We start from the raw sequence: 20460 nt of genomic DNA, 5'->3' as shown, positions 1-20460 counted from the left end.
TTACCCCGAAAGCGACCCTGAAAGCGATTTAGTGAACGTATTCCGTGGACCGACCCAGTTTTCTGCAGGACCAGCTTGTGCCTTAACCATCGGCAATTTCGATGGCGTGCACAGGGGTCATCGCGCCCTATTGAAACAACTCAAGGATGGCGCGCATGAGCGAGGCTTGGCGAGTTGCGTGATGACTTTCGAGCCGCACCCCAAAGAATTCTTTTCCCCTGAACAAGCCCCACCCCGTATTTTGAATTTACGTGACAAGCTTGCCGCTTTTGCCAATATCGGCATCGATCGAGTAGTTGTAGAGCATTTCAATAATGCATTTGCCCGTCTCACTCCAGATGAATTTGTTTCTGAAATTATCGTCAAGCAACTGCATGCTAAATGGATCCTCATTGGCGATGACTTTTGCTACGGCGCGAAACGCGCTGGTAATTTCGCAAGCCTCAAAGCTGCTGGTGAAAAATATGGCTTTGAGGTCTCTAGCATTCATACCGTTGTTGAAAACGGAGAGCGTATTTCTAGTTCAGCACTACGTGGTGCGTTAGCGAATGGCGACATGGAACAAGCCACCAAATTACTTGGTCGCCCTTATGGAATTTCGGGTCATATTATTCACGGCCAAAAACTCGGCCGAACTCTAGGTTTTCCAACTTTAAACTTAGCCGTTGCAAATCACCTGCATCACCGAAAGCCAGCTTGCACAGGAATCTTCACAGCCCAAGTACTAGGCTTGAGCGATAAACCACTTCCCGCTGTGGCAAGTCTCGGCGTGAGGCCAACAGTCGAAGATCAGGGCCGCGTATTGCTCGAAACGCACATCTTTGACTTTAATAAAGAGGTATACGGAAAAATCATTACCGTCGAGCTTCTAGAAAAAATTCGTGATGAGGAAAAGTATTCAAACCTTGACGCACTAACTCAAGCGATTGCATCTGATGCAGCGCATGCCAGAAATTATTTCCAGAAAAAAAATTATGTCTGAAAAAGAAAATACTTACTCCGTCAATCTACTGGAGACCTCGTTTCCAATGAGAGGCGATTTACCAAAACGTGAACCGCAATGGGTTGCGCAATGGCAAAAAAATAAACTCTACGAAAAGATTCGTGCGGCCCATGCAAATCAGCCTAAGTTCATTTTGCATGATGGCCCTCCTTATGCGAATGGCGATATTCATATTGGTCATGCGGTAAATAAGATTCTCAAAGACATGATTGTGAAATCCCGCTGGCTCATGGGCTTTGACTCAGTCTATATTCCCGGCTGGGATTGCCACGGCATGCCAATTGAAATTCAGATTGAAAAAGAATTTGGCAAAAATCTCCCTACGGCCGAAGTGCAATCAAAAGCGCGCGCCTATGCCAAGGTTCAAGTAGATAAACAAAAGAAAGACTTTGAGCGCTTAGGCGTCTTAGGTGACTGGAATAACCCCTATCTCACCATGAACTTTCGCAATGAGGCCGATGAAATTCGTGCGCTTGGAAAGATTTGGGAGAAGGGTTATGTCTTTCGCGGCTTAAAGCCGGTGAACTGGTGTTTTGATTGCGGCTCAGCTCTTGCAGAAGCTGAAGTTGAGTACCAAGATAAAACGGATCCCACAGTAGACGTAGGCTTTGCTTTTGATGACGCTCAGCGCCCGCAACTAGCAAAAGCATTTGGTCTAAATGACATTCCAGCAAAACCTGGAATGATTGTGATTTGGACAACCACACCTTGGACCATTCCCGCTAACCAGGCAATGAATGTGCATCCAGAACTCGATTATGCTTTGGTGGATGTTGGCGATAAGCTCTTGATTCTTGCCAAAGATAGAGTTGAAACCTGTCTTCAGGACTATGGCCTAGAGGGGAAAATTATTGGCACCTGTTTAGGCAGTCAATTAGCCAATATTTCCTTCTGGCATCCTCTGGCGCCATTACATGAAGGATATAAACGTCTCTCACCAATTTATACGGCTGAGTACGTCACTCTAGATACGGGTACAGGTGTGGTGCACTCGGCGCCCGCCTATGGCGAGGAAGACTTTAAATCTTGCAAGGCTAATAAACTAGCTGATAAGGATATCCTGAATCCTGTGATGGGCAATGGCGTGTACGCATCCTGGTTGCCACTCTTTGCCAATGAATACATTTGGAAAGCCAACCCAAAGATCGTAGAAGCAATGCGTGAGGCAGGCAGCCTGCTCAGAGATAAAACATACACGCACTCCTATATGCACTGCTGGCGTCATAAGTCACCGATTATTTACCGCGCGACCTCGCAATGGTTTGCGAGCATGGATCAGAAGCCATCGGATGGCAAAGTGAGCTTGCGCGAAGCTGCATTGGCAGGCATCGAGAGCACTGAATTCTTCCCAGCGTGGGGCAAGCAACGCTTAAATAGCATGATTGCGAATCGCCCTGACTGGACTCTATCTCGTCAGCGCCAATGGGGCGTTCCCATGGCCTTCTTTGTTCATAAAGAAAGTGGCGAACCGCATCCTCGCACAGTCGAACTTCTTGAAGAAATCGCTCAACGCGTTGAAAAAGAAGGTATAGAAGCTTGGCAAAAACTCGAAGTTGCTGAACTACTTGGTGAAGAGGCGGCGCATTACGAAAAGAATCGCGATACCCTCGACGTCTGGTTTGATTCTGGCACGACTCACTGGCATGTCATTCGCGGCTCCCATCGCGATGAACTCTATCGTCCAGATGCAGAAAAATCTGACGGTCGTTTAGCCGATCTTTATCTAGAGGGTTCGGACCAGCATCGTGGCTGGTTCCACTCCTCTTTATTAACTGGCGCCATGCTCGATGGCAAGCCGCCATACAAAGCCCTTCTCACTCACGGGTTTACTGTGGATGGCCAAGGCCGCAAGATGAGTAAATCTGTAGGTAATGTGATTGCCCCTCAACAAGTGGCTGACAAGTTAGGTGCGGAGATTATTCGTCTTTGGGTGGCATCTACTGATTATTCAGGTGAGATGACGATCTCCGATGAAATTCTTAAACGGGTAGTGGAAAGCTATCGCCGCATTCGCAATACATTGCGATTCTTACTGGCCAATCTATCAGACTTTGATCCTAGCAAGCACAGCATGCCAGCAAATGAATGGTTGGAGATTGATCGCTATGCTGTAGCTCTTGCAAATGAATTGCAGAATGAAGTTCAAGCGCATTACAAAGCATACGAGTTTCAGCCTGCAGTTGCTCGTATGCTGACCTTCTGCTCGGAAGATTTGGGCGGCTTTTATTTGGATATTCTCAAAGATCGCTTGTATACCAGCGCCCCTGACTCTAAGGAACGTCGTGCAGCACAAAATGCCTTATTCCATATCACCCGCAATCTCTTGAAGTGGCTTGCGCCCTTCCTCTCCTTCACAGCAGAAGAAGCTTGGCAGTCATTCCAACATGGCGCGAATAACAAAGCCAAAGAATCCATCTTTATGGAAGAGTTTGGCGAGTTCCCCAAAATCGCACAAGCAGCCGAACTACTTGCTAAGTGGAATCGTGTTCGAGAAATTCGTTCTGAAGTCACCAAGGCAATTGAAATTGAACGTGAAGCCGGTAATGTTGGCTCATCTCTCCAGGCCGAATTAACAATCAAGCTAGGTGACGTTGACTTTGCCATCCTGCACTCTTTAGCCGATGACTTGCGTTTTGTGACGATTACCTCAAGCGCCAATTTAGAACTCAGCAATGCAGGTCTCGAGGTATTGGTGCGCAGTAGTCAATACAAGAAGTGCGGACGTTGTTGGCATCACACCGCTGATGTTGGCGCTAATGCTGAACACCCTGATTTATGTAGTCGATGCTTTAGTAATCTTTTCGGAGATGGCGAAGCGCGCTTGTTTGCGTAAGCCTTTGTAGATATGGCCACAAATCTTCCCTTTCTCCGCTATTTAGCGATTGCGGTGATGACGCTATTGCTAGATCAACTGAGCAAATGGGCGGCCTTAAGTAATCTGCAAATCGGGGCACCAGAAGAGGTTCTCCCTTTTCTGAACTGGTTACTGATATTTAATCCAGGGGCAGCATTCTCCTTTTTGGCGCAAAGCTCCGGATGGCAGCGGTGGTTTTTCACAATTCTTGGCTTAGTCGCTTCAGCCTATATTTTGTGGCTACTTCGCAGAAGTCTAGGAGACAAGATGCTCTGCTGGGCACTCAGCCTGATTCTAGGTGGCGCAGTAGGTAATGTCCTCGATCGCTTGATGTATGGTGCGGTAGTTGACTTTATTGACCTTCATTACGCCGACTGGCATTGGCCGGCCTTCAATATTGCTGATAGCGCTATTTGTATTGGCGCTGGACTGATTATTTGGGGTGAGCTTCGCAAGTCATTTGGCAAATCATCTCAATCCCTTTAAGCTGGCGCCATGCAATCACTATTGAATAAGAAAATCGTACTGGGTATCTCTGGTGGAATAGCGGCCTACAAATCCCCTGAGTTAGCCCGCCTGTTGATACAAGAGGGCGCAAGCGTTCAGGTGGTCATGACTGATGCTGCTCAGCAATTTGTCACCCCAGTGACGATGCAAGCCCTCACAGGCAATCCGGTTTACACCAGCCAGTGGGATAGCAGCATAGCCAATAATATGGCGCATATTGAGCTCTCGAGGGCTGCGGACGCTATTTTGGTGACGCCGGCTAGCGCCGATCTCATGGCCAAACTGTCTTTGGGTCTGGCTGATGACTTATTAACAACGCTCTGCCTTGCGAGGGACTGCCCACTCTTGCTGGCTCCCGCCATGAATAAACAAATGTGGGAGCATCCAGCAACACAAAGAAGCGCTCAACGACTCATTGAGGATAAGGTTACCCTGCTCGGCCCGGCTAATGGATTTCAGGCATGCGGAGAAGTCGGTCTTGGTCGCATGCTTGAGCCCGTAGAAATTACTGAGCAACTCATTGCCTTCTTTCAGAAAAAGTTGCTTGCTGGAAAGCGCGTGCTGATTACAGCTGGGCCAACCTTTGAGGCTATTGATCCAGTGCGCGGCATCACAAACCGTAGCTCTGGAAAAATGGGCTTTGCCATTGCCCGAGCAGCCGCCGAGGCTGGCGCGCAAGTTCATCTCATAGCTGGCCCATGTGATCTCCCTACTCCCTTAGAGTCGACAGGAAAAATTACCCGCACCAATGTGATCAGCGCAGGTGAAATGTACGCCGCCACAATGCAGTCGACAGATTGCGACATCTTTTTTGCGGTAGCCGCAGTAGCTGACTGGAGTATTGCAAAGCCCGCAAAGGAAAAGATCAAGCGCCAAGGTAAAGAAGCACCCAAGCTCGAATTTATCGCCAATCCCGATATCCTCGCTGAGGTTGCGAAGTCCGCTAAAACTAAGGGCGGTAAGCCACATCCTTACTGCGTTGGTTTTGCGGCTGAATCTCATGACTTGGCTAAACATGCCCAAGAAAAGCTAAAGCGCAAAGGTATTCCAATGATTGTTGGCAACATTGGTCCAGATACTTTTGGAAGCGACCTCAATCAGCTACTCATCATTGATCCCAGCAGCAGCAAAAAAACTGGTCAGGCTGAAAAGCTACAACTTGCACGCCAGCTCATTCAGTTGGTTGCCAAAAAAATCTAATCTCATTCTGTCTTTCAATTCTTTTATCCCGCTTTAGGAAATTTCATGCAACAACTTCAAGTCAAAATTCTCGATGAACGTATGCGCAATCAATTACCTACTTATGGAACACCTGGTAGCGCTGGTTTAGATTTGCGTGCCTGCATTGATGAGACCATTGAGATTGCCCCAGGACAAACAGTACTTATACCAACTGGCCTGGCAATTTATGTAGAAGATCCTCGCTATGCAGCCTTTATCCTGCCGCGCTCGGGTCTTGGCCACAAGCATGGCATCGTGCTGGGAAATCTCGTGGGATTGATTGACTCTGACTACCAAGGGCAGTTAATGGTGAGCACCTGGAACCGTGGATCAACCCCATTCAAACTTGAGCCCATGGAGCGCTTGGCTCAATTGGTGGTCATGCCAGTGCAGCAAGTAGAACTTAAAGTGGTTGAGGAATTCACCGAAAGCAGTCGCGGTGCGGGTGGATTTGGAAGTACTGGAAGAGGTTAAATACGTATTTTATGGGTTGGTTTGGTGGGGATCTAATTCGCCCTCCCATTTAGAGATTACCGCAGTAGCCAACCCATTACCCAACACATTGGTTGCAGAGCGCGCCATGTCCAAGAAATGATCAACCCCTAGAATTAACAAAACCCCCGCCTCAGGTAGATTAAATTGCGCTAAGGTTGCAGCAATCACCACCAAAGATGCGCGAGGAACTCCAGCAATTCCTTTGGACGTAATCATCAAGACAAGCAACATCATTAATTGCTGAGTAAACTCCATTTGTATGGAGTAAACCTGAGCAATAAAGATGGCCGCAAATGAGCAATACATCATTGAACCATCTAAGTTAAATGAATAACCCACAGGTAAGACAAAAGAAGCAATCTTATTTTTACAACCAAATCGCTCAACCTGCTCAAGAGTCATAGGGTAGGCAGCTTCTGAGCTTGCAGTAGAAAATGCCAATAGAACGGGCTGGCGAAGCATAGATACCAATTGAAAAGTACGGCCTTTTAAGACCAATGCACTGATCAAAATAATGACTAACCACAATAACAAAATAGAGCAATAAAAGCTCAACATGAACTTACCGTAGGTCATTAATATTCCAACACCATTTTCGGCAATCACGGTCGAGACTGCGGCAAATACCGCCACTGGAGCAAACTTCATAACTGCAGCAGTGATTCTCAACATGATGTGTGACAGCATGTCTAAATTCCGGATTAATTCCTCTGCCCGTGGCCCCATACCACCGGCTGCAACACCAAAAAATAAAGCGAAAACGACAATCTGCAAAATCTCATTTTTTGCCATCGCCTCAACAATGCTAGTTGGAAAAATATGTTGAATAAACTGGGCAAGATTAAATCCACCCTTGCTAAGTCCCGTACTAGCATCTAGCTCAGGTATTGGCAAATTTACGCCAACACCGGGATCAAGCAGATTCACCATTAAAAGACCTAAAATCAGAGATACGCTAGACATGGCAATAAACCAACTGAAGGTTTTCAATCCAACACGTCCAATAGTAGACGCATCACCCATTCGAGCAATTCCAACCACCAATGTTGTGAATACTAGTGGCGCAATAATCATCTTAATTAGTCGCAAGAAAATATCTGTCAATACAGATACATAACTCACATACTGATTAGCTAAACCTGACTCTGCACCAAACTGATAGACAAGATATCCCGCAATAATCCCCAAGATCATTGCAGCAAGAATAAAGTGCGTTAATTTTTTAGATGTCATACAGATCTAGTCTTCATTGGCAAAAAATTTTATGTGGCAATTTTAATCCCCACATATCGCTGCAGAACTAAAAAACCACCCGAAGGTGGCTTTTTAGTGACCCAACATTCAGGTTAGAAGTTAAATCTCCTCAACAGGTGCCACATCTGCTTTGGGAGTTTTACCTCTCAAGACAGGTGCATCAAACTCTAACTGCACCTTACCATCAGCATCAATATCAACCGCAACATGACCACCTTGCGCCAACCGGCCGAATAACAACTCATCAGCCAAGGCTTTACGAACAGTATCCTGAATAATCCGCTGCATTGGTCTTGCACCCATGAGTGGATCAAAGCCATGCTTAGCCAAATGCGCACGCAATGCCGGACTAAATGTGGCATCAACTTTCTTCTCATGCAGCTGCTCTTCCAATTGCATTAAGAACTTATCGACGACACGCATGATGATGGTCTCATCGAGTGCCTTAAACGAAACGATAGCATCTAAACGATTACGGAACTCTGGCGTGAAGAACTTCTTAATATCAGCCATCTCATCACCAGACTCACGCGCATTGGTAAAGCCGATGGTCGACTTTTGCATCGCCTCGGCACCAGCATTGGTGGTCATGATAATGATGACATTACGAAAATCGGTCTTACGGCCATTGTTATCGGTCAAGGTGCCGTGGTCCATCACCTGCAAGAGGATATTAAAAATATCGGGATGCGCCTTTTCAATTTCGTCGAGCAAGAGGACGCAGTGTGGCTTCTTGTTTACAGCCTCAGTGAGCAAACCGCCTTGATCAAAACCAACGTACCCGGGAGGGGCACCAATCAAACGACTAACTGCATGACGCTCCATGTACTCCGACATATCGAAACGCAAGAGCTCGATACCCAAGATATAAGCTAACTGCTTAGCAACTTCTGTCTTACCAACACCCGTAGGTCCGGAAAATAAAAAGGAGCCAATCGGTCTATCAATCTTGCCAAGACCAGCACGAGTCATTTTGATAGCGCTAGCCAAAGCCTCAATGGCGGGATCTTGACCAAACACCACACTCTTGATATCGCGATCAAGCGTTTGTAGTTTGCTACGGTCATCCACGGTGACAGACTGTGGCGGTATACGAGCGATCTTCGCTACGATTTCCTCAATCTCTGGGCGGCCAATGGTTTTCTTCTGCTTAGACTTCGGCAATATGCGTTGTGCTGCACCGGCCTCATCAATCACATCAATTGCTTTATCAGGCAGATGACGATCATTGATATAGCGTGAAGATAATTCAGCGGCCGCTACTAAAGCAGCTGAGGCATATTTAACCCCGTGATGCTCTTCGAAGCGAGATTTGAGGCCGCGTAAAATTTGCACAGTTTGATCAACGGTTGGCTCAACTACATCCACCTTTTGGAAGCGACGTGAGAGCGCAGCGTCTTTTTCGAAGATGCCACGGTACTCAGTAAAGGTGGTCGCACCAATGCATTTCAGCTGACCATTTGATAAGGCCGGCTTCAGAAGGTTACTTGCATCAAGCGTGCCACCAGAGGCAGCGCCTGCACCAATTAAGGTATGAATCTCGTCAATGAACAACACGCCGTGCGGGCTATCTTTAAGGGACTTCAGAACGCTCTTAAGGCGCTGCTCAAAATCACCGCGGTATTTTGTGCCCGCAAGCAAAGCGCCCATGTCTAATGAATAAACTGTGGCATTCGCCAAAATCTCTGGAACGTCACCCTTCACAATGCGCCAGGCAAGACCTTCAGCGATTGCGGTTTTTCCAACACCAGCCTCACCAACTAACAAAGGATTGTTTTTGCGACGACGGCATAGAACTTGAATAACGCGCTCCACCTCACTCTCACGCCCAATCAGAGGGTCGATCTTTCCTTGCTTGGCCATCACATTCAGATTTTGAGTGTATTGCTCCAGCGGACTCTCTTTACCACTCGACCCAGCATCTTCAGCCTCCTGAGTAGATTCGACTGGCTTTACTTGTTCCGCTTGATCCTTACGCACCCCATGGCTAATAAAGTTCACTACATCTAAGCGAGTTACGCCCTGCTGTTGCAAGAAATAAACCGCATGAGAATCTTTTTCACCAAAGATTGCTACCAGCACATTAGCACCAGTCACTTCCTTTTTGCCATTAGAAGTGGACTGCACATGCATAATTGCGCGCTGAATCACCCGCTGAAATCCTAGCGTAGGTTGAGTATCAACCTCATCGTTACCAGGAACAACTGGCGTATTGTCATTAATAAAGTTTTTTAATTGCGTACGCAGCTCGCCGATATTCACGGCGCAAGCCTTTAAGACCTCTACTGCAGTTGCGTTATCTAACAAAGCGGCAAGCAAATGTTCAACTGTAATGAACTCATGTCTTGAAGCTCTGGCATCGACAAACGCCATGTGCAAACTCACTTCTAATTCTTGAGCAATCATGCTTCCTCCATAGTGCACTGTAGTGGGTGACCCGCCTCGCGGGAGAGCTCGATAACTTGATGCACCTTTGTTGCCGCAACATCTCTAGTAAATACTCCGCAGATGCCTTTACCAACTAAATGAACCTGCAACATGATCCGTGTAGCGGTCTCATGATCCTTATTAAAATACTCCTGAATGACCATCACCACAAATTCCATGGGCGTGTAATCATCGTTCAATAGTAAAACTTTATACATCGAGGGAGCCTTTAATTTCTCGGCCTGCTTCTCGAGAAGAATGGTGTCCTCAATATGGGGGTTATTTGGGTTACCAACCGTTGGATTTTTCGTTGTACGACTCATGAGAAACATTCTAAACACAGATATATAAACTTGGATTTTGAGGGTCTTGTTGCAAAAAACCATCAATAAAGCCCTATTTACCCCATATTGGGGCATTTTTCGATAAAAAAAGGGGGCTTTACTGACAACTATCTGCCCCCTACCCCTTGACACCCCACCATAAAGGGCAAACAATCAGGGTGTAGGCTTTATTTAAAGTCCTATTTAGGCGTGTTGTAGAGCGAGACTGATTAAAAAGTATTCACCCTCATCACGGTTGTTTTAAGTTTATGTAATGGAGTTCGCATGGCGACCGGAATTGTTAAGTGGTTCAATGATGCAAAAGGTTTTGGCTTTATCAAACCTGATGATGGTGAAGAAGAGTTGTTCGCGCATTTCAGCGCGATCACAATGCCTGGGTTCAAAACCCTCAAGGAAAACCAAAAGGTAACGTTTGATATTACCCAAGGCCCTAAAGGCAAACAAGCTACTAATATCCAAGCAGCTTAATCTGCTAGATCATTATTAAAAACCCAGGACTTGTTCCTGGGTTTTTTTTCGTCCAGCTTTCGCTGAGGCATTTTCTAGTAACTTAAAATTACCACATTCCTCAATATCCAAAAGATCATGGTTCAACTCAAGCTAAAACAATTCATTCTTGGGCTTTTCGCCCTCGCCAGCGCCTTCTCAACTATTGCGCTCGCACAACAGAATATTGGTCTACCCATCATCGAACTCAAGACGGGCATTTACCGAATTCAAGCAGAGTTGGCAGATACACCAAAAGCGCGCGAAGTGGGCCTAATGAATCGCACCAGCATGCCAGCCAACTCGGGCATGCTATTTGTCTTTGAGCAAAAGGCTGGCCACTGCTTTTGGATGAACAACACTAAGATCCCTCTAGCAATTGCATTTATTGCCGATGATGGAAAAATTGTAAACATTGAAGAGATGCAAGCGAACACAACTAATAATCACTGCCCTAAAGCGGCTGTACGCTATGCGCTAGAAATGAATCAGCAATGGTTTTCGGAAAGAGTGATTACACCAGGCACAGTCATTCAAGGACTGCCGAAAAGATAGAGAAAATTAATTTTTCAATATAAATTGGGCCGCAGTTTTTACAAACTCCGGCTCTTTTTCATTAAAACCGTGGTACGCCTTGGAGCCGCATACATCACCCTCACTGATCCCACCATCCATTGAGATAAATTGAGCGACAGATGTGCCAGGTCTACTTTTAATAATGCCCTCCGAGGTGGAAAGGGGTGTATTAGCACACCCATCCTGCAGATGATGAATTGCCAGAACGGGTGCCTGCACATCGGAGTCGATTGAGGCTGTTCGATAGGTACCGGCTACGATCACACCAGCAACCATGCCCGCTTGATCCTTGCCACCATTTACAAATTCAGTAACGCTGACTGTTCCCATGCTGTGCCCAAAAATCCATATGGGCAGCTTGAGTTTTTCTTGATAATAGCGAACCACGCTTGAGAGCCTTTGCTGATGATTTCTGATTGATCGAAGATTTCTCGATCCCGCACCCAAATCATAGGGAGTATCCACAAGGACTGCATCAATTCCATATGGCGCCCATAAATCCTTTGACCTAACAAATGTATGGAAATTATTAGTAGATCCGTCATCCTTGAGCCTCAAAAAACCGCCGCCGCCCGGGAACAAGAGAACGACCGCCCTCGCTTTTGAAGCTGGAATAAGCAATGTTCTTGTAGGCACATCATCCTGAAATGGGACATCCAAAACTTGTGCGGCCACCAGGGATGGCGTAAGTGCGCTGAGAAAAAATACAGTCTGGAGTAGCTTCATCGAACTGTTTTAACACCACCGAAATGAAAAAGCTAGATACCAATAATCCACCTCTAGGGAAGCGAATTTCCTATCCAAGCCTTCTATAAAACTTTTTTCCATGAAGCAGACGATAGTCTTCTAAATCAACCGTCCCATTGCTTGAGCTAGGATTCTCAATTTCAAATATTTGCTTATTTTCGGAAAATTTTATTTTGTGCTTTTCATCATATCCAAATGCCCGAATTCGAAGTAGCAGCTCCTCCTCCGTAATATCACTTGCAATAGTGAGATAGGCCAAGTTAGAAGCCCTGGTAGATCGCTTATATCCCCAGGGAATAGGCAAAGTCATTAAGGGTTTATCTGCGAGCAACTCTGCTTTCTTTTGCCTAAATAGCGTCACTAGACTCTGAGTAATCAACTGATCAAGGGCAATAGCATTCACATCGATAGGTAAGGCAAATAAATTGATGCCATTGATAGCGCCAGCATCCACTAGTTGATGAACTTCATGCAATGTAGTGCCAAAGACATCATCGCCCTCATAAATTGCCATCTCCATCGGCGACCATCCTGGCCTCATTGGCGGGCCAGGATGAAAGTTATAAGCCCCATATCCCAAGTTATCAATCACTGATATGGGAATAATGACCTCGCTCAGAAAAGAGATAAGTCTTGATGCCTGCAATACGGAATGGGGTATTGCTATCAAGTCAGCCAAATCGTTGAGCACCGTCAAATGCAAACTGGGGTTGATCGCCTTGAGCTCGCCTTCGATGTGAGGCACATACAAACCATTATTCAAGAGAATGATTGAATTAATCAAGCGAACACCTTTGCAATATTTACATCACAATTATAAATACTTTTGATGTAAATATTGCCAGACTTAGGCGTCAACCCTTAATCAATTTATAGAAATGTCTGAGATACCGGAATAGGTACAGCAACAAGAAAGTCCCAACTATATTGGCACTAAATAGCGTCAAAATTTGATTTAGGCCATTGGGCTTACCAGCGGAGAAGAAGTAGGCGTTCCTAAATATCGCCGTTAAGACCGAATGCAGGAGAACGAGGGCAAACAGCTGCTTAATCCCCACATCCTTAAAGTCGTTAGTTATTCCGGTCCAGTGCTGCCAAACGCGATATGCAATTAATGGAGCCAAAGCTGAGAGGATTCCTAGCGCCAAAGCGTCCTGAGGTGTAAAACCCCTAATACTGATACCCCCTACAACGTAACCAATTCCAATACCCAAAACCCCTAACCAGCCAAATAAAATGACCGCGATCAACCTAATTCCAGAGAGCCAATAGATGGAGTACACAAAGTCACTCACCTGCAAAAATGAGAAATAGCGCTTATTTAAATAATCCAACAGCACCCAAAAAATGGCTATAACAAATACAGTAGCGGCATTTTGGATTGGATTCATCTGGATAGTTATAAAACTATTAATAATTTTTATTAATAATACAGACTTATTTTTACAGTCTCGCCTACCAGGTCTAGGGGAAAATGCTAAGATCAATACTTGAAAAAAATAATGTCCATTTAAAGACTATGAAATCCTCATCCTTACAAGATGCGTACTTTCGGTTCGCTAGACTATTGGATACAGTAGAGAAAGCTCCCGGCTTTCCAAAATTAGACGACCTAGAAAGGAAGTTGCTTCATTTCATCGCCTTAAGCATTAGGGAAAAGAAGTCTCCATTGGTCGGAGATATTATTTTCAATAATGAAATTGGCTCTCCCGCCACACTGAGCCGTCGACTATCTAACCTGCACAACAAAAAACTCATTCAGTATGCAGAAGATCAAGATGGAAGAAAAAAATATTTAAAACTAACGCCAAAATCGGATAAATATTTTGCAATGCTGGGGGAACTGCTATTGGCAGCTAGCTCCCCAAAAGCTAAATAACCTAAAGGTACTGCCAACCTTTATTCAAAGTGGCAGACATAGTGCACCGGTGCCTCGGCACGAATAATGAAGTAACCACCCTTCTCCACTTCCCAGCTTTGTCCAGCTTTAAATTCCACCTCAGGAGCGCCATTAATACTAACGAAGGCGCTTCCATCAACCACCTCCATTACTTCTTTAGTGCTGAGGTCAAAGCGCAAGGTGCTAGGTAGCACCACCCCAACTGACTTTCGAACGCCATTAGGCATAGTCACGGTATGAGATACGCACTTGCCATCGAAAAATACATTGGCCTTCTTACCTACTGAAACTTGATCAAATTGCATCTTAATTTCCTCTATCTAAATAACTATTGGGATAACTTATTTCGCGCGCTTACGCTTCGCCGTTTCAGCGATACGCATGCGCAATGCATTGAGCTTTATAAAGCCACCAGCGTCTGCCTGGTTATAAGCGCCGCCATCATCATCAAAAGTTGCAATCGTTTGATCAAATAGTGTATTTGCAGAATCACGGGAGATGACCGATACGGAACCCTTATAGAGTTTCAAGCGCACTACACCATTAACCATTTGCTGCGTATGATCAATCAGAGTTTGTAAAGCGATGCGCTCTGGCGCCCACCATAAACCGTTATAGATCAAACTTGCATAACGTGGCATCAAATCATCTTTCAAGTGTGCCACTTCACGGTCCAGAGTAATGCTCTCAATGCCACGGTGAGCCTTCAACAAGATAGTGCCACCAGGGGTTTCATAGCAACCGCGGCTCTTCATGCCCACAAAACGATTCTCGACTAAATCCAAGCGACCAATACCATGCTTACCGCCAAGGCGATTGAGCTCAGCCAATAACTCATGTGGCTTATAAGTCTGTCCATTAATGGCCACTGGATCGCCCGAGCGGAACTCAATTTCAATAATTTCTGGAGTATCTGGAGCCTTTTCAGGAGAAACAGTCCAACGCCACATAGACTCTTCAGCTTCAGCATTAGGGTTCTCGAGATGACGACCTTCGTAGCTGATATGTAAGAGATTGGCATCCATTGAATATGGTGAACCACCCTGCTTATGCTTCATCTCGACTGGAATGCCATGCTTTTCTGCATAAGCCATTAATTTTTCACGCGAGAGCAAATCCCATTCACGCCATGGCGCAATCACCTTAATTCCGGGTTCCAAAGCGTAATAGCCCAACTCAAAACGCACCTGATCGTTACCTTTACCAGTTGCACCATGCGATACAGAATCCGCGCCTGTCAAACGAGCAATATCAATTTGGCGCTTGGCAATTAATGGACGCGCAATCGACGTACCAAGTAAATACTCTCCTTCATAAATCGTGTTGGCACGAAACATAGGGAATACAAAATCACGCACAAACTCTTCACGCAGATCGTCAATAAAAATATTTTCCGGCTTGATGCCGAACTGCAATGCTTTGGCACGCGCTGGCTCGAGCTCCTCACCTTGACCTAAGTCGGCAGTGAATGTAACGATTTCACATTGATAGGTATCTTGAAGCCACTTCAAGATCACACTGGTATCCAGGCCGCCAGAATAAGCAAGTACTACTTTTTTAATATCAGACATGATTTCTTTTCAATTAACAATGAACTAAAACAAATTACATAAAAATTTAATCCAGGCGCCCACAAAGCAAATACTCCATTAAGGCTTTTTGCACATGCAGGCGATTTTCCGCTTCTTCCCAAACAATGCTTTGAGGGCCATCAATTACTTCAGCAGATACTTCTTCGCCGCGATGCGCTGGCAAGCAGTGCATAAACAAGGCATCTGGCTTTGCTAAAGACATCAACTCTTCATCGACCATCCAATCTTTAAAGGCCGCCATCCGAGAAGTATTTTCATCTTCGTAGCCCATGCTGGTCCATACATCGGTAGTTACTAAATCCGCACCTTTGCACGCATCTTTAGGGTCGGCGCAAACAGTCAGGTGTTTGAGTGCGGTAGCCGTTAATCTAGAGGCGTCCAATTGATAGCCAGCCGGCGCAGAGAAACGAATTTGGAAATCTAAGCATTCGGCCGCCTGAATCCAGGTATAAGCCATATTGTTAGCGTCACCGACCCAAGCAACTGTTTTACCTTGAATTGGACCCCGCGCCTCTACAAAAGTAAAGATATCAGCTAAGACCTGGCAAGGGTGATACTCATTCGTTAAGCCATTAATCACTGGCACACGAGAATTAGCAGCAAAGCGCTCAATAATCTCCTGGCCAAAGGTGCGAATCATGATGATGTCAGTCATCCTAGAAATCACCTGCGCAGCGTCTTCTACAGGCTCGCCACGACCTAATTGGGTATCTCGGGTATTCAGGTAGACCGCATGACCACCAAGCTGGTGGATGCCCGCCTCGAAGGAAAGACGAGTACGCGTGGAATGCTTCTCAAAAATCATCGCCAAGGTGCGATCATGCAAAGGGTGCCATGTCTCGTAGCTCTTAAATTTAGTTTTAAGCCAAGCGGAGCGCTTCAGGAGATATCCATACTCTTCGCGAGTCAGGTCGGCAAACTGCAAGTAATGCCGAACCTGGCCAGGCACTTGGGGCTTTGCCAAAGATGTCATTGTTGAGCTTTCTACTAGAGTTTTAGCTTGCATTTTTTGTTTGGGCTTCGAACTGCACGAAAATAGTTCCTAAAGTCATCTTAAGGCCTTCTCAGACTGTTAAGCTAGAGGGCTAAGCAACACTTACTCCTTACAACGATTTCTACGCCAACTTGAACCACAAAAAGCTTTTCATTCAAGGCATTACCACTTCGGGCAAACCTTTTCGTCCCAGCGACTGGGCCGAACGTCTTTGCGGAGTAATGGCCACTTTTCGCCCACCAGGCGATGCCGGCGACCCCCGCTTCACTTACTCACCCTATGTCAGGCCAGTGGTGATTGCAACAGTGAAATGCGTTGTTATTGATACCAGACTGGGAGAGCTTGATCCAAGGGCGCTCGACTTTGTCATGAACTTTGCTAAAGACAATAGCCTGCCAATTGAAGAAGCATGCGAGTTTGAACCTCAGCCACAAACCCAGTCCTAAAAACAAAAACCCGCTCTGATCAGGAGCGGGCTTAGGCCTGAGCATCTCAGACCTGCCTAAAACTAAAAACGTCTTACGCTGCCATCGCCTTGATAGCTGCAGACAAACGTGACTTCTGACGTGCTGCAGTATTTTTGTGAGCAATCTTCTTGTCAGCAATCTTATCGATTGTTGATTGAGTTGCTGCAAAAACTTTAGCCGCTGCAGCTTTATCACCAGTTTCGATTGCTTTACGAACTGCCTTAATGGAAGTACGTAGCTTTGAACGCAAGCTTGAGTTGTGTTCGTTTTGTTTTACTGCCTGCCGTGCGCGTTTACGCGCTTGTGCGGTATTGGCCATCTTTAAACCTTGCTATATAAAAATTACAAAATACGGTTAACTGAAATTCTGTGTGGGTTCGCCAAATTTGTAAGCTGACTCACCAAAACCCAAGATTTTACATTAAAGGACTAAAAAAGCCCAGTCGCTTGATAAATAGGGGAAAATTGACCCATGAATCTGCTTTCTGCTGCTGCCAAGGTCAGCTCCCTGACGATGCTGTCCCGAATTACGGGACTGCTTCGGGAAACGCTCATTGCCCGTAGTTTTGGGGCTTCAGAGTGGACTGACGCCTTCAACGTGGCTTTTAGACTGCCAAATTTGCTTCGCCGCCTCTTTGCGGAAGGGGCATTTTCCCAGGCATTTGTGCCAATTTTGGGGGAAATTTCCAGTAAAGGGGACGTAAAACAGGCCCAAATCCTCGTAAATGCGGTTGCAACCCTCTTATTTTGGGCGCTACTCCTCACGGTACTACTCGGCGTTATCGGGGCGCCACTGCTCATTTTGGCCATTGCCACGGGATTTAAAGGTGGCCCTGCCTACGAGGCTAGCGTTTTAATGACCCGCATCATGTTCCCTTATATTGGCCTGATATCAATGGTTTCCCTTTCAGCAGGAATCCTCAATACCTTTGGTCGCTTTGCGATTCCGGCATTTACCCCCGTTTTACTAAATCTAGCCCTTATCGGTAGCGCCATCTTTTTGGCACCCCATCTCGAGCAACCGATTTACGCTTTAAGTATTGGCGTTCTCCTGGGAGGGGTCTTGCAGTTGGCCATTCAAATTCCGGCGCTATCACGTTTGGGCTTGTTGCCAAGAATAGGACTGATGTCCGGAGCGATCTGGGCGGCCATTCAAAATCCAGATGCTAGGCGCGTACTTAAATTAATGGGGCCCGCAGTATTTGCCGTATCGGTTGCTCAAATTTCCCTGATCATCAATACCAATATTGCTTCCCGCTTACAAGCAGGTAGCGTCTCGTGGCTATCTTATGCAGATAGATTGATGGAATTTCCAACAGCGCTTTTAGGGGTCGCATTAGGAACCGTTCTACTTCCAAGCCTCAGTAAAGCGAATGCAAAAAATGATTTGGTTCATGCTGGCGAACTACTAGTTTGGGGTCTACAACTCACATTCTTACTCGCAGCCCCCTGCGCTATTGCCCTCTTCATTTTTGGCGAGCCACTCGCGGCAGTTTTATATCACTACGGAAAATTTAATGCCCTTGATGTTCTGATGACACAGCGAGCATTAGCAGCTTATGGAGTTGGCCTGATTGGCCTTATCTTGGTAAAAATATTGGCACCCGGCTTTTACTCACGCCAAGATATTCGCACCCCAGTAAAAATTGGTTTGCTTGTGTTGGTGGCGACGCAATTAGCCAACCTAGCCTTTGTTCCTTGGCTGGGCCATGCCGGCTTAGCCCTATCCGTTGGCACTGGCGCTTGTTTAAATGCAACACTCTTATGGGTAGGGCTCCATAGGCGCGGCGCCCTACCCAACTCTGCATGGCCCAAGTATTTAGGTCAGCTTTTGCTTGCTTTGGCTCCCTTTTCGCTACTCTTGTATTTCGCTGCAAGCTCCCATGATTGGATTGCCCTTCAATCAAGCCCCTGGCTCAGAATTGGATTGGTCGGCGCCTGGTTGACCGGGGCGGCAGTTGTTTACTTTGCGGCATTAGCTTTGGTAGGAATTCGCTGGCAAAAATTCCTGCGTCATGCAAAATAGCTCTTATGCCAACACAACAACTTGACTACTTTACTTCCCTAGTTGCGGAAGATGAGCATCTCCCCCTCACCGAGGCTGCGGTCGCGATAGCGCAACATGCCTATCCCGATTTGGATGTGCAGGGTGTACTTGATCAAATTGATCAGTGGGGCAACAAACTCAAGCAACGCATTACACCAGATACACCACCAATTCAGCGCCTGCAGTTGCTAAAGCATTTCTTTTACACTGAGCTCGGCTTTGGGCCAAATCCAAATGACTTTTACGCGCCCGAGAATTCTTATCTCCATCAGATCATTGAAAATCGTCGTGGCATTCCAATCTCCTTAGCAATTCTGATGATGGAATTAGGCCAACAGATTGGCTTAAATATTCGTGGGGTTTCTTTCCCCAATCACTTTATGATGCGCATCTCCCTGCAACAAGGAGAAATCATCATGGATCCACTGACAGGCGAATCCCTCTCAAAGAACCAATTACAAGAGATGCTTGATCCCTACCTGGATGCCAAGGGCTATCGCGGTGAACTAAGCTTACCTCTCAATCTTTTCTTGCGCGCCTCAAGCGCCAGAGAAATCCTCTCTCGCTTTTTAAGAAATCTCAAAATGATTTATTCCGAGCATGAGCGCTGGGAACGTTTACTCGGGATACAAGAACGTCTCGTCATTTTGTTGCCCGACTCGATGGAAGAAATTCGTGACCGTGGACTTATCTTCGCCCAACTAGAGTATGTGCGTCCCGCACTCGCGGATATGCATCGCTATCTCACTGAAATGCCCGGGGCAGATGATGCTGCAGATATTCGCGAACATATCGCCACACTCGAGAGTCAAACCAAGTTGCACTAAGTGATGACTACGAGCAACTCCTTTCCGAAGGAGTTGCAATCGCTTACTTTGTCTTACGCTTAAAAATCTTATATAACGCTGCAAGAACAATCGGAATGGCTGCAGCGCCAATTCCAATTAATACAATGACATTCAGGTTTTGGCGAATGATCGGAATATTGCCAAAGAAATAACCTGCAACCACCAATCCAAATACCCACAACACTGCACCAGTGACATTGAATAGCTGAAAGCGAGAAAAATTCATTTCCGATATACCGGCAACGAATGGTGCAAAGGTGCGAATGATCGGCAGAAAACGAGCGACGATAATTGTTTTGCCGCCATGCTTTTCATAAAAAGAATGGGTCTTGCGTAAAGCAGCCTGATCAATCCAGCGTGATTCACTCGCAAAAATACGATGACCGATCCATCGACCGATGAAATAATTCACGGTATTGCCAGCGATTGCAGCGATGAGTAAACCGATACACAAAGTCCATAAATTAAAATGCTCTGTAGCGCAGTAAGCCCCTGCGATAAATAGCAAAGAGTCACCTGGCAGGAAGGGGGCTACCACTAGGCCAGTTTCCGCAAAAACGATAGCGAATAGCAGGCCATAAGCCCAATTTCCATATTGCTGAATCACCACATCGAGATGGCGATCAATGTGCAACAACAAATCTCCCAACTGCAATAAGGTATCGATCAACTTGCGCTCCATTTATGAGTTGAGAGGA

Annotated in this window: 22 protein-coding genes; 11 read left to right on the top strand and 11 right to left on the bottom strand. The window is 46.1% G+C overall.

Annotation, left to right across the window (positions count from 1 at the left end; genetic code table 11):
* Nucleotides 1-31 precede the first annotated feature (31 nt).
* The 5 genes from AOB49_RS09605 to dut are packed head-to-tail and all read left to right on the top strand — an operon-like array spanning nt 32 to nt 6059.
* A complete protein-coding gene (locus AOB49_RS09605) occupies nt 32-982 on the top strand; it encodes a bifunctional riboflavin kinase/FAD synthetase (RefSeq protein ID WP_062310453.1) in 951 nt (316 codons plus the stop codon).
* Entirely contained in the window at nt 957-3836 is a 2880-nt protein-coding gene (gene ileS, locus AOB49_RS09600) for an isoleucine--tRNA ligase (protein ID WP_407070235.1), read from the top strand. Before AOB49_RS09605 ends, ileS begins: the two co-directional genes overlap by 26 nt.
* Nucleotides 3837-3848: 12 nt before the next feature.
* Nucleotides 3849-4343 (top strand): signal peptidase II, encoded by a 495-nt coding sequence (gene lspA / locus AOB49_RS09595; RefSeq protein ID WP_062310450.1) that lies wholly within the window; start codon nt 3849-3851, stop codon nt 4341-4343.
* Between the two features lie 9 nt (nt 4344-4352).
* The gene (gene coaBC / locus AOB49_RS09590; RefSeq protein ID WP_062310447.1) at nt 4353-5564 is read left to right on the top strand and encodes a bifunctional phosphopantothenoylcysteine decarboxylase/phosphopantothenate--cysteine ligase CoaBC; all 1212 of its coding nucleotides are present in this window, start codon (nt 4353-4355) and stop codon (nt 5562-5564) included.
* Between the two features lie 45 nt (nt 5565-5609).
* On the top strand, nt 5610-6059 hold the full coding sequence (dut, locus tag AOB49_RS09585; protein ID WP_062310444.1) for a dUTP diphosphatase: 450 nt from the start codon (nt 5610-5612) through the stop codon (nt 6057-6059).
* Nucleotides 6060-6068: 9 nt separating this feature from the next.
* Here dut and AOB49_RS09580 read toward each other — a convergent pair whose 3' ends face one another.
* From AOB49_RS09580 to clpS, 3 genes are all read right to left on the bottom strand, one after another.
* The gene (locus AOB49_RS09580; protein WP_062310441.1) at nt 6069-7313 is read right to left on the bottom strand and encodes a dicarboxylate/amino acid:cation symporter; all 1245 of its coding nucleotides are present in this window, start codon (nt 7311-7313) and stop codon (nt 6069-6071) included.
* Between the two features lie 120 nt (nt 7314-7433).
* Nucleotides 7434-9740 (bottom strand): ATP-dependent Clp protease ATP-binding subunit ClpA, encoded by a 2307-nt coding sequence (clpA, locus tag AOB49_RS09575; RefSeq protein WP_062310438.1) that lies wholly within the window; start codon nt 9738-9740, stop codon nt 7434-7436.
* On the bottom strand, nt 9737-10093 hold the full coding sequence (clpS, locus tag AOB49_RS09570) for an ATP-dependent Clp protease adapter ClpS (protein WP_062310600.1): 357 nt from the start codon (nt 10091-10093) through the stop codon (nt 9737-9739). The genes clpA and clpS overlap by 4 nt, the downstream gene beginning before the upstream one ends.
* Nucleotides 10094-10369: 276 nt before the next feature.
* Here clpS and AOB49_RS09565 point away from each other — a divergent pair, with 276 nt between their 5' ends.
* Complete coding sequence (locus AOB49_RS09565; RefSeq protein WP_011903586.1) at nt 10370-10573, top strand: cold-shock protein; 204 nt, start codon at nt 10370-10372, stop codon at nt 10571-10573.
* A 117-nt stretch (nt 10574-10690) separates the two neighbouring features.
* Nucleotides 10691-11146 (top strand): DUF192 domain-containing protein, encoded by a 456-nt coding sequence (locus tag AOB49_RS09560; protein WP_062310435.1) that lies wholly within the window; start codon nt 10691-10693, stop codon nt 11144-11146.
* Between the two features lie 6 nt (nt 11147-11152).
* On the opposite strand, the gene AOB49_RS09555 is transcribed toward AOB49_RS09560, so the two are convergent.
* From AOB49_RS09555 to AOB49_RS09545, 3 genes are all read right to left on the bottom strand, one after another.
* The gene (locus AOB49_RS09555; protein WP_062310432.1) at nt 11153-11893 is read right to left on the bottom strand and encodes an alpha/beta fold hydrolase; all 741 of its coding nucleotides are present in this window, start codon (nt 11891-11893) and stop codon (nt 11153-11155) included.
* A 70-nt stretch (nt 11894-11963) separates the two neighbouring features.
* Entirely contained in the window at nt 11964-12698 is a 735-nt protein-coding gene (locus tag AOB49_RS09550) for a formyltransferase family protein (protein ID WP_062310429.1), read from the bottom strand.
* A gap of 70 nt (nt 12699-12768) precedes the next feature.
* Nucleotides 12769-13305 (bottom strand): hypothetical protein, encoded by a 537-nt coding sequence (locus AOB49_RS09545; RefSeq protein WP_156471403.1) that lies wholly within the window; start codon nt 13303-13305, stop codon nt 12769-12771.
* Nucleotides 13306-13433: 128 nt separating this feature from the next.
* Here AOB49_RS09545 and AOB49_RS09540 point away from each other — a divergent pair, with 128 nt between their 5' ends.
* Nucleotides 13434-13793, top strand: coding sequence for a hypothetical protein (locus tag AOB49_RS09540; protein WP_156471402.1), 360 nt, complete (start codon nt 13434-13436; stop codon nt 13791-13793).
* A gap of 20 nt (nt 13794-13813) precedes the next feature.
* Here AOB49_RS09540 and ppnP read toward each other — a convergent pair whose 3' ends face one another.
* From ppnP to argF, 3 genes are read right to left on the bottom strand one after another with little or no spacing between them, the layout of a single operon-like run.
* Nucleotides 13814-14119: a pyrimidine/purine nucleoside phosphorylase gene (gene ppnP, locus AOB49_RS09535; RefSeq protein WP_062310419.1), complete on the bottom strand. Its 306-nt coding sequence runs from the start codon at nt 14117-14119 to the stop codon at nt 13814-13816.
* 36 nt (nt 14120-14155) lie between these two features.
* On the bottom strand, nt 14156-15385 hold the full coding sequence (locus tag AOB49_RS09530) for an argininosuccinate synthase (RefSeq protein ID WP_062310416.1): 1230 nt from the start codon (nt 15383-15385) through the stop codon (nt 14156-14158).
* Between the two features lie 46 nt (nt 15386-15431).
* Nucleotides 15432-16379: an ornithine carbamoyltransferase gene (gene argF, locus AOB49_RS09525; protein WP_172793427.1), complete on the bottom strand. Its 948-nt coding sequence runs from the start codon at nt 16377-16379 to the stop codon at nt 15432-15434.
* A 152-nt stretch (nt 16380-16531) separates the two neighbouring features.
* On the opposite strand from argF, the gene AOB49_RS09520 reads away from it, so the two are divergent.
* The gene (locus tag AOB49_RS09520) at nt 16532-16846 is read left to right on the top strand and encodes a DUF3579 domain-containing protein (protein WP_062310410.1); all 315 of its coding nucleotides are present in this window, start codon (nt 16532-16534) and stop codon (nt 16844-16846) included.
* 73 nt (nt 16847-16919) lie between these two features.
* On the opposite strand, the gene rpsT is transcribed toward AOB49_RS09520, so the two are convergent.
* On the bottom strand, nt 16920-17186 hold the full coding sequence (gene rpsT, locus AOB49_RS09515; protein WP_062310407.1) for a 30S ribosomal protein S20: 267 nt from the start codon (nt 17184-17186) through the stop codon (nt 16920-16922).
* 153 nt (nt 17187-17339) lie between these two features.
* Between rpsT and murJ the strand changes: the two genes are divergently transcribed.
* Both murJ and AOB49_RS09505 read left to right on the top strand, forming a co-directional pair.
* Complete coding sequence (murJ, locus tag AOB49_RS09510; RefSeq protein ID WP_062310403.1) at nt 17340-18893, top strand: murein biosynthesis integral membrane protein MurJ; 1554 nt, start codon at nt 17340-17342, stop codon at nt 18891-18893.
* A gap of 5 nt (nt 18894-18898) precedes the next feature.
* The gene (locus AOB49_RS09505) at nt 18899-19741 is read left to right on the top strand and encodes a SirB1 family protein (RefSeq protein WP_062310400.1); all 843 of its coding nucleotides are present in this window, start codon (nt 18899-18901) and stop codon (nt 19739-19741) included.
* A gap of 43 nt (nt 19742-19784) precedes the next feature.
* On the opposite strand, the gene AOB49_RS09500 is transcribed toward AOB49_RS09505, so the two are convergent.
* Complete coding sequence (locus tag AOB49_RS09500; protein ID WP_082784136.1) at nt 19785-20444, bottom strand: VTT domain-containing protein; 660 nt, start codon at nt 20442-20444, stop codon at nt 19785-19787.
* Between the last annotated feature and the right edge of the window lie 16 nt (nt 20445-20460).

The organism is Polynucleobacter sinensis (assembly GCF_001595985.1).
Taxonomy (GTDB): domain Bacteria; phylum Pseudomonadota; class Gammaproteobacteria; order Burkholderiales; family Burkholderiaceae; genus Polynucleobacter; species Polynucleobacter sinensis.
Note: the sequence above shows the minus strand (reverse complement) of the source record. Positions and strands in the feature narration are given on the sequence as shown.

Coding starts and splice junctions, on each gene's coding strand:
- AOB49_RS09545 (WP_156471403.1), bottom strand. CDS start 13,305: ATGAATCCAATCCAAAATGCCGCTACTGTATTTGTTATAGCCATTTTT.
- ppnP (WP_062310419.1), bottom strand. CDS start 14,119: ATGCAATTTGATCAAGTTTCAGTAGGTAAGAAGGCCAATGTATTTTTC.
- AOB49_RS09540 (WP_156471402.1), top strand. CDS start 13,434: ATGAAATCCTCATCCTTACAAGATGCGTACTTTCGGTTCGCTAGACTA.
- dut (WP_062310444.1), top strand. CDS start 5,610: ATGCAACAACTTCAAGTCAAAATTCTCGATGAACGTATGCGCAATCAA.
- rpsT (WP_062310407.1), bottom strand. CDS start 17,186: ATGGCCAATACCGCACAAGCGCGTAAACGCGCACGGCAGGCAGTAAAA.
- clpS (WP_062310600.1), bottom strand. CDS start 10,093: ATGTTTCTCATGAGTCGTACAACGAAAAATCCAACGGTTGGTAACCCA.
- AOB49_RS09560 (WP_062310435.1), top strand. CDS start 10,691: ATGGTTCAACTCAAGCTAAAACAATTCATTCTTGGGCTTTTCGCCCTC.
- clpA (WP_062310438.1), bottom strand. CDS start 9,740: ATGATTGCTCAAGAATTAGAAGTGAGTTTGCACATGGCGTTTGTCGAT.
- AOB49_RS09505 (WP_062310400.1), top strand. CDS start 18,899: ATGCCAACACAACAACTTGACTACTTTACTTCCCTAGTTGCGGAAGAT.
- AOB49_RS09580 (WP_062310441.1), bottom strand. CDS start 7,313: ATGACATCTAAAAAATTAACGCACTTTATTCTTGCTGCAATGATCTTG.
- AOB49_RS09530 (WP_062310416.1), bottom strand. CDS start 15,385: ATGTCTGATATTAAAAAAGTAGTACTTGCTTATTCTGGCGGCCTGGAT.
- AOB49_RS09500 (WP_082784136.1), bottom strand. CDS start 20,444: ATGGAGCGCAAGTTGATCGATACCTTATTGCAGTTGGGAGATTTGTTG.
- coaBC (WP_062310447.1), top strand. CDS start 4,353: ATGCAATCACTATTGAATAAGAAAATCGTACTGGGTATCTCTGGTGGA.
- murJ (WP_062310403.1), top strand. CDS start 17,340: ATGAATCTGCTTTCTGCTGCTGCCAAGGTCAGCTCCCTGACGATGCTG.
- argF (WP_172793427.1), bottom strand. CDS start 16,379: ATGACATCTTTGGCAAAGCCCCAAGTGCCTGGCCAGGTTCGGCATTAC.
- lspA (WP_062310450.1), top strand. CDS start 3,849: ATGGCCACAAATCTTCCCTTTCTCCGCTATTTAGCGATTGCGGTGATG.
- AOB49_RS09555 (WP_062310432.1), bottom strand. CDS start 11,893: ATGAAGCTACTCCAGACTGTATTTTTTCTCAGCGCACTTACGCCATCC.
- AOB49_RS09565 (WP_011903586.1), top strand. CDS start 10,370: ATGGCGACCGGAATTGTTAAGTGGTTCAATGATGCAAAAGGTTTTGGC.